This window comes from Tautonia marina (genome assembly GCF_009177065.1).
Taxonomy (GTDB): domain Bacteria; phylum Planctomycetota; class Planctomycetia; order Isosphaerales; family Isosphaeraceae; genus Tautonia; species Tautonia marina.
The window spans coordinates 1-13048 of the sequence record NZ_WEZF01000018.1; the positions used below are offsets into that span (position 1 = coordinate 1).

Annotated in this window: 10 protein-coding genes; 5 read left to right on the plus strand and 5 right to left on the minus strand. The window is 63.0% G+C overall.

The features are described 5' to 3' along the window. The first annotated feature begins 101 nt into the window (after positions 1 to 101). Positions 102 to 464, plus strand: a complete 363-nt coding sequence (locus GA615_RS19925) for an IS4 family transposase (protein ID WP_161602448.1) — start codon at positions 102 to 104, stop codon at positions 462 to 464. A 13-nt stretch (positions 465 to 477) separates the two neighbouring features. Next, the gene (locus GA615_RS19930; RefSeq protein ID WP_152053088.1) at positions 478 to 1017 is read left to right on the plus strand and encodes a hypothetical protein; all 540 of its coding nucleotides are present in this window, start codon (positions 478 to 480) and stop codon (positions 1015 to 1017) included. Positions 1018 to 1096: 79 nt separating this feature from the next. Here the strand turns inward: GA615_RS19930 and GA615_RS19935 are convergent, their stop codons facing one another. The 5 genes from GA615_RS19935 to GA615_RS19955 form a co-directional block, all read right to left on the minus strand. Next, the gene (locus tag GA615_RS19935; RefSeq protein WP_152053089.1) at positions 1097 to 1720 is read right to left on the minus strand and encodes a transposase; all 624 of its coding nucleotides are present in this window, start codon (positions 1718 to 1720) and stop codon (positions 1097 to 1099) included. After that, entirely contained in the window at positions 1690 to 2013 is a 324-nt protein-coding gene (locus tag GA615_RS19940) for a hypothetical protein (RefSeq protein WP_152053090.1), read from the minus strand. Before GA615_RS19940 ends, GA615_RS19935 begins: the two co-directional genes overlap by 31 nt. A 70-nt stretch (positions 2014 to 2083) precedes the next feature. Next, positions 2084 to 5092 (minus strand): FG-GAP-like repeat-containing protein, encoded by a 3009-nt coding sequence (locus GA615_RS19945; protein ID WP_152053091.1) that lies wholly within the window; start codon positions 5090 to 5092, stop codon positions 2084 to 2086. After that, positions 5070 to 5627, minus strand: a complete 558-nt coding sequence (locus GA615_RS19950; RefSeq protein ID WP_152053092.1) for a hypothetical protein — start codon at positions 5625 to 5627, stop codon at positions 5070 to 5072. The genes GA615_RS19945 and GA615_RS19950 overlap by 23 nt, the downstream gene beginning before the upstream one ends. 145 nt (positions 5628 to 5772) lie before the next feature. Continuing rightward, positions 5773 to 6819, minus strand: coding sequence for a DUF1559 domain-containing protein (locus tag GA615_RS19955; RefSeq protein WP_152053093.1), 1047 nt, complete (start codon positions 6817 to 6819; stop codon positions 5773 to 5775). A 675-nt stretch (positions 6820 to 7494) separates the two neighbouring features. On the opposite strand from GA615_RS19955, the gene GA615_RS19960 reads away from it, so the two are divergent. The 3 genes from GA615_RS19960 (at position 7495) to GA615_RS19970 (ending at position 13015) form a co-directional block, all read left to right on the plus strand. Further along, positions 7495 to 8877 (plus strand): DUF1501 domain-containing protein, encoded by a 1383-nt coding sequence (locus GA615_RS19960; RefSeq protein ID WP_152053094.1) that lies wholly within the window; start codon positions 7495 to 7497, stop codon positions 8875 to 8877. Between the two features lie 103 nt (positions 8878 to 8980). Next, on the plus strand, positions 8981 to 11560 hold the full coding sequence (locus GA615_RS19965) for a PSD1 and planctomycete cytochrome C domain-containing protein (protein WP_161602449.1): 2580 nt from the start codon (positions 8981 to 8983) through the stop codon (positions 11558 to 11560). Between the two features lie 21 nt (positions 11561 to 11581). Next, complete coding sequence (locus GA615_RS19970) at positions 11582 to 13015, plus strand: DUF1501 domain-containing protein (RefSeq protein ID WP_152053096.1); 1434 nt, start codon at positions 11582 to 11584, stop codon at positions 13013 to 13015. Positions 13016 to 13048 lie beyond the last annotated feature (33 nt).

The window sequence follows — 13048 nt, forward strand, 5'->3', positions numbered from 1 at the left end:
GCGAGGGCCGATACAAGGTGTGACAAAGGAGGCATCGTGGCTGGTACACCGAGCGCTCTCACTCCGTCCTCAAGAGCGGTTGCCGGGTGGAAGGGCTCCAGTTGGAGGATGCCTCTCGCCTTCGTCGCGCCCTGGCTACCTACGCCGTGGTTGCCTGGCGGTTGTTATGGCTGACATGCCGGGCCCGACAAGAGCCCGAGGCCGCCTGTAACGCGGTGATCCCCGAAGCCTCGTGGCAGATCTTGCACCGAGCCGTCGAGCGATCCGAACCGCCGGAAAGGGCTCCCGGATTGAGAGGAGCCGTTCGCCCATTGGCCAGGCTGGGAGGCTTCCTGGGACGCGCCCGCGACGCCGAGCCCGGGGTGACGACAATCTGGCGCGGCCTCCGCCGACTGGACGACCTGGCCCTCGGTTGGAATCTCGCCGAGCAAGCGTCGCGGGCAAGTCCCCCCACTTGTGGGTAATGGTGAGCGATTCGTGGGGAAGGTCAGCCGCGAGCGTCGGCTGGAGCTGGCCACGGGCACCGCCTGGTGGTACCACCCCGGTTTCGCCCCCTTGCCGATCCGCTGGGTGCTCAGCCGCGATTCCGCGGGGAAGCTTGAGCCGCGGGCCTGGTTCTCGACCGAGCCGGGGGACGCGGCGCCGGCGATCGTCGCCGACTTCGTCCGCCGCTGGCCGCTGGAGACGACCTTCGAGGAGGCCCGCGCCCATCTCGGGGTCGAGACGCAGCAGCAATGGTCGGACCTGGCGATCGCTCGGGAGACGCCCTGCCTCTTCGGGCTGTACTCGCTGGTGGCGGCGATCGGCGTGGCCCTGCACGACGAGGGCCGGTTGCCGATCCGGACGGCGTCGTGGTATCGCAAGGGCCAGGCGACATTCTCCGACGTGCTGGCGGCGGTCCGGCGTCATTGCTGGGACGGACTGCACATTCGGATATCCTGTCGCGACCCCTCCTGTGTGGAAATCCCCGGGCCTCAACTGGACCGATTGCTGAATGCGGCCTTCTACTCACATTGACCCGCACAAAGTCGAGCAATTTTGAATCCATGGATTCGTGCAAAGTCAAGCTGTGACCATGGATTGCTCTGTCGAAATCCTATGCGGCGGCTGCCAGGAGCATGAGGTTATGGGTCAGGACCCGCAGCAGGATCTCCTTCTTCTGGTTGACCCACCGCCGGGCCCGCAGTGCCGAGCCCAGCAGCCGCTTGACCCGCGAGAACCCGCTCTCCACCTGCCATCGCTGGCCGTAGACGCGGCGGTGGTGCAACCGCCTCGGCTTGCGGCGGAACCGCTTGACCATCTGGCGCCGGTACCTCGTCTTCGGCCACTTGCGGCCCGAGGTGCGCCGGTTTAGCGGGATGACCGTCGAGCGGATGCCCAGGCCCCGGCGGGCCAGCTCGTGGTTGTGCTCGGCGTCGAAGGCGCCGTCGCCCAGCAGCGTGTCGATCGGGCAATGTTTCGCGGCGGCTCGCACTGCCGGGCGGAACTGCGACGAGTCCTGGCTCGGCCCCCGCGAGACGTGGGCCGCGAGGAAGTAGTGGCTGCGGGCCTCCAGCACGGCAGTCAGCTTCGGCCAGGAGCGTTGCCTCCGCCGCTTGCCGGAGCGCTTGGACCGCCAGGAGAAGGAGCGGCTGACGTGCCGCGTCTCGTAGCCGGTGGCGTCGATCGCCGCCCGGGCCTTCGGTGGGATCAGGCCGCGGTCCCGCGCCGCGCGCTCCATCCGCGCCAGCAGGGCATCGACCCCCTATTATTGAGGAGCCGCTCGGCGGCCTTCTGCATCGTGGAGTGGTCGGGGACCTTGGTCAACCCGAGCGTGTCGCGCAGCTCGGCCCACTCGCGGAGCATCTGCTCCAGGCCGCGGTAGTCGGTCTCGAGGAACTCGTGCAGGGATAGTAGGGTGAAGTGTTGGTGCTGGGTGAAGTCGCGCCGGGAGTACTTCGAGGAGTAGGCCGGCACGGCCCCCCGGGCGGCTTCCAACGCCATGCGGGCCACCGCCAGGGGGGACTTGGACATGTGGCAGATTGTATTCATACATACACTACACCCCCATCGCCTCGAAGGTTTTCGACAGAGCAACCGACGATCAGAATCCAGGAAGCGGAAACGCCTGAGGACTCCCTTCACGGAGGAGGTATCCTGAATCCACCTGAAGGTGGGAGAACCGGTCCTCATGCCCCGAAGGCCAGGTAACCTCGACCGAATCCAATTGATCCACTCCGCCCAGGCCGAAGTGTAACCTTGGATCAGATGCGGATTGATAGCTCCCTCCACCGAACCGATACCCGACATGATCGCGACTCCTCGTCCGGAGCGTCACTCTGGCTCCGATGGCATCGCGATTCGATCGCGTCCCCTCTAGTTGAAATGTGACAAAATGGCCACCCTCGGTCTGATTCTGGAGATAAGCCAACGGTTGATCGTGCGAGAGCAAAACGAGATCGGTCCGACCGTCGTTGTCGAGGTCGCCGGCAGCGAGGCCCCTGCCAATGCGAGGGATCTGCCACGGACGGCCCGCGACAGCGCTGACATCGGTCAAACGGCCGGCTCGTCCGCCTTGCAGGAGCTGGGCTGGCATGGCGAAGGGGAACGTCGGACGGTAATCGTTGACATGCCCGTTGGCGGTGGCCAGGTCGAGCCATCCGTCGTTGTCGGCATCGAGGCAGACGATCCCGAAGCCGAGCCATCGGCGGCTCGCGGATAACAGACCGATGTCGGCCGAGCGATCGATGAACATCCCATCACCGAGGTTGTGGTAATAGGTGGTCCCCTCGCCGATGAAGTTCGTGACCGCCAAATCGGGCCGGCCGTCACCTTCGAAATCTCCGATCGCGATCCCCATCCCGGCCTGATATCCTCCCTCGGCGTTCCCGGCCAGGCCCGACTCGTGGGCGACCTCGTCGAATTGCATCGCGCCCAGGTTGCGATAGAAGAAGTTGGCGGTGGTGTCATTGGCCACATAGAGGTCAACCCGCCCGTCGCCGTCCAGGTCGGCGGCCACCACTCCGAGCCCCCGGCCATCGAGGGCGGAGATCCCGGCCTCTTTCGTCACATCGACGAATCGGCCGCCATCATTGCGATAGAGTCGATCCGGTCGGGCCTCGAACTCGCGAGGGTCACAGTAGACCGGGTTGCCCGCCTGATTGGGGGGGCAAGGCCGAGGGTTTGACGAATCCCAGTCGAGGTAGTGACAGACATAGAGATCCGGATCTCCATCCCCATCGAGATCCGCGAAGGCCGCGGAGGTGGGCCAGTCACGATCGCCCCCCAGACCTGCCCGATCCGTCACGTCGGAGAAGGTCCCATCTCCGTTGTTCCGGTAGAGGGCGTAACTCCGCCATCGGGTCACGAACAGGTCCGGGTGCCCATCGTTCTCATAATCAGCGACCGCGACTCCATGGCCGTATCCCTTCGCGAACCCGGAAATCCCGGCGGACTCGGTGACATCCTCGAAGGTCCCGTTGCCCCGGTTCCGGAACAGTTGGTCCCCTGAGCGGGTTCCACCTGGCCCGGGCGGGAACGGTCCGCCCTGGACGACGTAGACATCGAACCAGCCGTCGCCGTCATAATCGATCAGTCCGAGGCCACCGCTCATGGTCTCGGGAAGTTGGCGGGCAGGGCTCTGGCCGTTGTCGAAGGAAAACTCAAGCCCGGCGGGACGAGTTGAGTCGACGAACGCGAGTTTTGTTTCGGGGCGGTCCTGCGAGCGGATCGCCCCGGGGGGGGGACTCTCGGCCTCCTTCCCAGCCAGAGTGAGTTCGCTCAGGAGTTGTTCGGGCGATCGGGGAGCTGAAGTCGCGTCGACCGCGGCCATCTTGCGATCGATCCTGACGAGGGCCTGGTGAGCCCTTGAGTCGTCAGGTCGACGCTTGAGCATCAGTGTCCAGTACGCTTTCGCCTCGAAGATTCGGCCGAGTGACTCGGCCAGGTCCGCCAGCTTCGGGAGGTTGGCCTCGGGATTGCCCTCCCTGAGCAGGTTGCCGTAGCGATGGTGGTCCCGGTCGAGTTCAGCCTTGGCCCGGCGGAGTCCGGCGGCGCGATCCAGGTCACCTCGGATCACAGCCAGTTCGATCCGGCGTTCCAGGGCCGCGGACTCACTCGGTGCGGAAGCGATGAGGGCGTCCAGTGCCCGCGATTCTCGATCGAGACGGGTCTCCAGGTCCCCGAGGTTTGGATCTCGGGCGGCCAGCCAGGCGTCAAGCATCAGGACCCGTTCCGGAGGAAAGACCTGAGACGTCAGATGCTCGAGGGCAAGGCGGGCCTCGTCTGGCCGGTCGGTCGCCATTGCCCAGTCGAGCCGGGCTCGCCAGGCCGCCGGGTCTCGTGGCCGACGATCGAGACAGGCCCTGATCCAGCGGTCCGCCTCCTCGAACTGGCCCGACCAGATCGCCAGGTTCGCCTTCCCGAGCCAGACCCGGTCGTCCTCGGGTGCCTTCGCCGCGGCCTGGTCGAGGACCCCTCTGACCATCTCGATCGGGACCGGATCGACGTCGAGGAGCCAGAGTTCGTGCAAGGTGCGGTACGGATCCGATGACCGGGCCCATTCCTCCCTGAGCACCTTCCTGAGCTCGTCGAATCGGCATTCGAACCGCAGGAGTCGGGCCAGCGACTGCCCCGCCTCAACGGCCTCTGGTCCGTCGGTCTGACGGACAATGTCGAGGAGTTCCTCGAGCTGCGCGAACCGACCCTCGTCGTGGTATTTCCGCAGCAGGACATCTCGGTGCTGAGCCGCCAGCGATGCGTAGGGTGACTCCGGGTCGATCCGGTTCCAGGCGATCATCGCAGGCCCGGGACGACCCGCCGCCTCCTCGCAGAGGCCGAGGTGATAGGCAACCTCGGACTCGGCCCCTCGGTGCCCGAGGAGCCGGACAAGTCGCTCGCGGGCTGGGGCAATCTGCCCAGAAGAGAACTCTGCCACCGCGCGAGAGAGCTCGACCTCGAACCGCCAGCCAACCGCGGCCCGGTACGCCCCCCAGCCGATCGCAAGCAGGCCGAGCCCCGCGATGACGCAAGTCGGCCACTTCCGCCCCTTCCCCGGGTCCCGTTTCTGGGATTGCTTGCGCTTGCGGCGGTTAATTGGTTTCGACGCTCCCATCTTCTTTGATATTCAAATGAATGGTATTGGAACCGCGAGTCACCTCGACCACAATCCCGGAGGTGCTCGTGCTGGTCACCTGCTCGGGTACGAGCACGCGGAAGGACTTTCCATCCAGGCCGGAAACCGTGGCCTGTCCGCCCTTCGCGTTTTGCCGGATGGACTTCGACACGGCGGCGTCTTTCGCGGCCAGGTAGGCCAGTGGGTCCTCCTCAATATCGGGCATTGGCACGTCGACACTCGGGTTCTCATCGAGTCCGAGAATTCCAACCCGGTGGAACCCGACCACGGCGCCGTCCCCGGCCGACTGGCTCGACATGATGAACGTGCCGTCGGGCATGATCGTGCCCACAGCCTGGGGGCCCGTCGTCCCCTTCGACTCGTCGGGCTCGAACATGACGGTCCCGTTCTTCAAGGGCTCTCCCTCCAGGGAGACTGTGCCACTCACCCGGGCAAGGTTCAACCCATTGCCTGGACCGCAGCTGGCCAATCCGATCAGAAAGGCCGCGATGGACAAGACCGTCAAGGAACGCATCGGATGGGTCCTCACAAAGCTAAGTGATCGCTCAGGTGTCTTCAGGATTTCTCGATCACCGCCGAGGCGGCCGGCATGGTCTGGCCGTGCCGGCCACCTCGCGATGGCCGGCACGGCGACCGAGAACCATTGGCGAATCGGCCAATTAATAGGCGTCAGCCGAGATGATCTCGCCCCTTCTTCGGGTCCCGAGCGCGTTGTAAATCCGGGGGTGGATCGTCTGCTTGACGAACTTGACCGACCCGTCAGCCATGGCGAAGTTCGCCCCACCCGGATGGAAGCTCTTGAATCCCCAGATGTAGAACTGGTTCCGGTAGCAGAACTTGGCCTGGGTGATATTCCCGAGGTAACTGATGCTGCAAACGGTGCCGTCGGTCGGGTCGACCTCGTTGTCCTTCAACGAGGTCATCCAGTTCAGCGGGACGTGAGTCCCAGCCCAGGCGCCATGCCCACTGGTCCAGGTCAGCTGACCATTGAGGTTCGGCGAGTTCTCCCCGAGTAGGAACGTATTGCTGGTGCCGTCCCGGACGCTCGCGATGTTCGTGACCGCGCCGCTGCTGCAATCACCGAAGATCCCCTGGAAGGTCCCATTACAGCCCCAGTATGAATCGAGGGGAGCACTTGACCAGACATCGAAGAGTGGATTCCCCGTCCTTGGGTCCCCCACGCTCGCAACATAGTTCGTCACAGACGTGGTATGGGGGCTGGCGAGGTTGGAGATGTTCACCCATCGTCGATCGTCGAACAGCCTGTTGGAGTCGTCCGTTGGGCAGAGGTAGCTCCCGATGATCGTTCGATAAACCGTCACGTGGGCCACACTCATGTTCTGACCGTTGTTGCCCAGCCTCCCGTCGGGCTGAATCCCCACGGTACCACGGTCTGAGAAGTTGATCGCATTGAAGACGGCGCCTTGCTCCATCTGGGGCAGGATGAAGGTCGACCACGCCCACCACGACCCACCCCAGCCACCCGCTTCGCCAATCCGGTTGACCATCGAACCCGGAGGGAAACTCCCGACCGTGTCGTGATAATTATGCACGGCCAGGGCGATCTGCTTCAGGTTATTCGTGCACTGGGCACGGCGGGCGGCCTCGCGGGCAGACTGCACCGCGGGGAGCAACAAGGCGATCAAAACCCCGATGATCGCGATCACGACCAGTAATTCGATCAGCGTGAATCCGCGTCGGCGCATGGAAAAGTTCCTTCCCAGTCTAAGAGGATGCCGATCTGCGAAAGGCACGAAAAGCCTCACCTCGACCATCAACAGATGCGTTACACAGAAGGAAACACCAGCCGTTTCCGGCCGCGATGGTCAAGTTCGGAATCAGGGCCACCGGCAAGAACGAGGGCAATCATTTTGACTTGTCTTCCGAACTGAGCAATCGGTCTGCCTGGGATCATGTCGCCGATCGGGTTTCCATCGGTGCAGGCGTCTCCATCGACAGGACACGAGGCTCGGATTGACCTCGCCCGGGCCAAGGCGTCCCGATGTCTCATCTTGATGAAAGCGCATCGGATTGGCCTTTGGCGTGAGATCAAGTTAGAGCTCTAACCGATGATGTTTTCTGAAGCAAGAAGGAAGTTTGAATATTTGGTTTACGATTAGGCCTTCAATCTCTTTTGCCTCAATCGGCTTCAATCAATCTTGAAATTCCAGACAATCAGTGTTTCGCTGATCACAGAGCGGGGTCAGGCGTCTTACAAACTGCATGTGCATATTGTACGACTTGGCACTTATTCGAATCCTTGTCGGGCCTTCTCCCTGGGATGGGGCGATGGGTTACGATGATGACGCAGCGATCATCTTGAGGGTGCCATTCTCCTCGAGATCGACCGATCACCACCAGAAACCGGAGGGTGAGCATTCATGAATTTCTGGAACAAGCCACTCCTGGGCCGTCGCCGCGTCCTTCAAGCAGGTGCGCTGCCATTTCTGGGACTGAGCCTGCCTCGCCTGCTGGCCTCCGAGGCAATCCAGCAAAGCTCGGATCAGTCGTCGCCGGAAAAGTCGTGCATCTTCATCTTCCAATACGGCGGCCTCAGTCAGCTCGATTCCTGGGATCCCAAGCCGGAGGGACCCTCCGAAATTCGTGGTCCTTACAAGTCGATTCCCACAGCGGTTCCCGGCTTTTGGGTCGGCGAGTTGATGCCTCGCCTGGCTCAATTGGCGGATCGATACTGCGTGATCCGTTCGATGAGCCACAATGTCCCGGTTCACGATGTCGCCAACTCGATGCTCTTGGCCGGGCAATCACTGCCAGCCCTCAATGCCCCCTCATTCGGATCGATTGTCTCAAAGCTCAGGCCAACCTCTGAGGGAGTGCCCTCCCACGTCTGGCTCCAGAAGTTCGGGGGTGGATCAATGCCACCGGATTCGACCTATCTGACAGGCGGGTTTCTCGGGATGGCTCACGCCCCGATCCTCGTGGGGACCGGTCATGACGACAATCCGGCAAACCCCAACTTTCGGGTCGATGCATACGACTTGCCTGATGGGCTGTCGGTTGCTCGTGCTCGGGATCGGCTCGAATTGTTGCACCTCATGGAAGGCGAGAACCCTGACGGCGGCCCTGGGGATTCCCTGTCCCGATTCCGGGAGCGTGCCGTTGACCTGCTTGACGGTTCCAGGGCACGCAAGGCGTTCGACATCGACCGCGAACCCGCCGGGGTTCGTGACCGTTACGGTCGGCATCCGCTTGGACAGAATCTGTTGATGGCTCGACGTCTAGTCGAGGCGGGCGTTCGGATGGTCAATGTCGTCGGCTGGTGCGGCCTTGCACCCTCGGATAAATTCGTCAGCATCGAAACCTGGGACATGCATGGGAATGCCGGCATTGATATTTTCGGTGATGGTTGGAATGGGCTCGGCTGGGCGCTCCCGTGCTGCGATCAGGCTGTCTCGGCATTGATCGAGGACCTGGACCAGCGGGGATTACTCGACAGGACGCTGGTGGTCCTGGTCGGCGAATTCGGCCGTACCCCGCAGATCAGCCGAGGAGCCTCCGCCATCGGGCGCGACCACTGGGCGAAATGCTATTCGGCCATGCTTGCCGGCGCCGGGATCCGCGGCGGGCACGTCTACGGCCGCTCCGATCGCCAGGGGGCTTATGTGATGGACCGTCCCGTTAGCCCCGAGGACTTCGCGGCCACCCTCTTCCATGCCCTCGGGATTCCTCCCGACACCCCCATCCATCCCGACGGCTTTTCCGTCCGTGCCAGCTCGGGAACTCCGATCCTCGACCTCTTCTGAAAAAGAAGAGCTGACTTGCACAGGACACATGAAACTGGGAAAACAATTGTTATGCATCGAGTGGCGTCGATCGACTAGCTCAACCTCATTGATGAGCATTCCCATGAAATGTCGAATTCCTCGACGCGGATCGTTCTGGTCCCTGCTAGTCCTGTTCGTCGTGCAAGCGACCTGGGCGGAAGACGTGGAGCTGCAGTTCGAACGGGATGTGGCTCCCATCGTGGAGGAGCATTGCCTGAAGTGTCATGGGACAGTCCAGCGCAAAGGGGGCCTGAGCCTGATCTCGGTTGCGACAATGCTCGAAGGGGGAGACAGCGGTCCAGCCCTCAGCCTGGAAGAACCTCACGAGAGCCTGATCCTGGAACAGATCGACCTGGGGACCATGCCCCCGGCGAATGCGGATCGACTGACCGACTCCGAGATCGCCACATTGCGAGCCTGGATCCACGCCGGAGCCCCGACCGATGGTTCGAGAATTGCCTCGGCTTCGGACGAAACCGAGACGCCCATTCACTGGGCCTTCCGACCGCCGACCCGGCCCGACGTTCCACCCGTTGACGACCAGAGCAGGGTCCGTAATCCGATCGACGCCTTCTTGCTCAATCAACTCGAGTCGCGTGGGCTCGGGTTCACGAGTGAGGCTGATCGAATCACTCTGATCCGCCGGGCCACTTTCGATCTTTGGGGACTGCCACCATCGATCGAGGAAATCGACGACTTTCTCGGTGATCGCGAACCCGACGCATACGAGCGGCTGATCGACCGTCTGCTCGCGAGCCCTCGATACGGCGAACGTTGGGGGAGGCACTGGCTCGATGTGGCAGGCTATGCCGATTCGGAAGGGATTCTCGCGGCCGATCATGTGCGATCGGCGTCATGGAGATATCGAGACTGGGTGATCCAGGCAATCAATGACGACAAGCCCTACGATCAATTCCTGCGAGAGCAGATCGCCGGAGACGAGCTGGTCGACTACTGGGCGGCATACCAGTCCGGAGACACGTTGAGCCCGGAGGTCGTGGATGCCCTGATCGCGACCGGTTTCCTCCGCAACGCCGGGGACACGAGCCGTCCCGACTTAGTGAATATCCAGGATGCACCGGGTTACTACTATCAGACACTTGATGACACGCTAACGATTGTTGCATCCTCAACCCTTGGCCTGACGCTCCAGTGCGCCAAGTGCCATACCCACAAGTATGACCCGATCACTCAGGCCGAGTACTATCAGGTCCAGGCGGTCTTCATGAGCGGCTATCGCCCCTCCGAGTGGGTGCCTCAGGTCGAACGAAGACGACTCGAGGCGACTGCCGCGCAAGAAGCCGAGGCCGAGGCGCACAACGCCCGCATCGATGAGGCGATCGCCCGGCGCCGCGAGACCATCGCCAACCTGACGAAAGCCTTCGGCGAGCGGCGATTCGAGCAACGCCTCGCGAACTTGCCCGCACCGATCCGAGATGACGTTCGCGGCGCGTTTGCCGTCGGGGCCGAGGAGCGTGACGAGATTCAGCGTTATCTCTTCGGGAAGTTCGAGGCCGACTTGCGGCCGAACCCCGAGGCGCTTGCAGCCCTGATCGCTGAGGAGTCGCCCTGCGACCGCGACCTGATCGCATCGCTCGAAGCGTCGAACGCCGAGGACGAGGCACGACGGCAGACCTTCCCCGAAATCCGGGCATTCTATGATCTCCCCGGCGATCCTCAGACGCCGATCCTTCAGCGAGGAGACTATCGCCAGCCGGGTCCGATGGTCGGCCCCGGTGCCTTGCCCGCCCTGCTGGCTCCTGAACCGTTCGCATGGAGCCCCCCCGAAGCCGGGGCCCCCACCAGCGGCCGTCGGCTCGCGTTCGCGGAATGGCTCACCCAACCGGATCATCCCCTGACTGCCCGCGTGCTCGTCAATCGACTCTGGCTTCATCACTTCGGCGAGGGAATCGTCTCCACACCCGAGAACTTCGGCGTGAAGGGAGCCTTTCCGAGTCATCCTGACTTGCTCGACTGGTTGGCCACGGAATTCATCGCACAAGGGGCATCGATGAAACAGATGCACCGGTTGATGATGACCTCGACTGCGTATCGCCAGTCGAGTTTCGACGACCCCGTTCGGCATTCCCGCGCCCGGAGCCTCGATCCCAAGAACAGCCTCCTCTGGCGGCAGAGACTTCGAAGGCTGGAGGCTGAGGCCCTGCGAGACTCCGTCTTGAAGGTGTCCGGCACCCTCAATCCGTCCATGGGAGGCCCTCCGGTGCCGGTCACCCGGTCGCCGGGAGGAGAAATCATCGCGCCGGAGAATGAGGAAGGTCGGCGTCGGTCGATCTATCTCCAGGTTCGCAGGAGCCAGCCATTGACCTTCTTACAGGTCTTCGATCAACCGGTGATGGAGACCAATTGCACCCAACGCTCGGTTTCCACCGTTTCCTCCCAGGCCTTGACCCTCCTCAATAGTGAATTTCTCGCCGGACGTGCGGAGTCCTTTGCACATCGAGTGCTCCGGGACGCGCCGGACGATCCGGTGGATCTCGCGTTCCGGCTGGCGTTCGGCCGCTCACCGACAAATCATGAGCACAAAATGATCGACTCCTACATTTCCGAACAGGTCCAAGTCCAGAACCGAGGGCGTGCCGACGCGTTCGTGGATGTTTGCCAAATGCTCCTCAGCAGTAATGAGTTCGCGTACATCGACTGAACCCAACCGGAGGCCCGACCGATGCCGAGTCACCCCTTCTCGTCCCTCGCAGGCCCCCCCGGAGTCTCGCGACGAGCGGTGCTTTCGAGGCTGGGAGGCAGTTTCGGCGGTCTGGCCCTGGCCGCGCTCCTGGGTGAAGCCCACGGTGAATCTCCGAGCAGCCCGTCGCGGTTTGACGTCTTGCCCCGGCCGCCTCATGCCCCGGCCAGAGCCAAGTCGGTCATTCAACTTTTCATGCACGGCGGACCAAGTCACGTCGATCTGCTCGACCCCAAACCGATGCTGGCCAGGTATGACGGAAAGGCACCTCCCGACGAGGTCGCCGATCGGGAGAAAATCACCGGCAATCTGCTCAAGAGCCCGTTCCGGTTCGCGAGGCACGGTCAGTCTGGCCTTCCGTTCTCCGAAACACTCCCGCGGATCGCCGAACACGCGGACGACCTCGCCGTGATCCGCTCAATGTACACCGAGCACCGCAACCACGAACAAGCACTCTGGATGATGCACACGGGGCTGATCGTCTCGGGCCGTCCTAGCCTGGGCTCCTGGGTGACCTACGCCCTGGGAACCGAGAATCAGGACCTCCCCGCCTACGTCGTCCTGCCTGACCCAAAGGGGCTGCCAGTCGATGGGATCCGGAATTGGTCAAGCGGCTGGCTCCCTCCAATCTATCAAGGGACCCCATTCCGATCCGAAGGGCTGCCGGTGCTGAACCTCCGGCCGAAGGACCCTCGCCCCGCCGAGGTCGATCAGGCCCGGCTTGCGTTGCTGGGCGCGTTGAACGACGAGCATAAACAGCGGCACCCCGGCGAGCTCGAGCTCGATGCCCGGATCGCCAGTTTCGAGCTGGCCGCTCGGATGCAGCTTTCTGCGACTGACGCGCTCAATCTGAACACCGAGTCGCCAGAAACCCGATCGCTCTACGGACTGGACAACCCGATCACGCGGTCCTACGGGGCCCGATGCCTGATGGCCCGTCGATTGGTCGAACGCGGGGTCCGCTTCGTCCAGATCTTCATGAGCGGCCAGCCGTGGGACACCCATACGAATAACGCGGCGAGCACGCGCGTCTGCTGCGATCAGACCGACACCCCCATCGCGGGGCTCCTCACCGATCTAAAACGAACCGGACTCCTTGATCAGACCGTGGTGATCTGGGGAGGCGAATTCGGGCGGACCCCGGGCGCGCAAGGTCCCGATGGTCGTGATCATCACCCGTTCGGTTTCAGCGTCTGGCTCGCCGGGGGTGGCATCAAGGGGGGACAGAGCTACGGCTCGACCGACGAGTTCGGCTATCACGCCACGGTCGACCGGACAAGTGTCGCCGACCTGCACGCGACGATCCTCCACCTGCTCGGCCTCGATTCCCAGCACCTGGTCTTCCCCCATAACGGACGCGACGAACGGCTCACGGATGTCTACCCAGCCAGGCCGATTCTGCCCCTCCTGGCGTAATCGATGATCGAAGCCTCCGACGCCTGTAGAAAC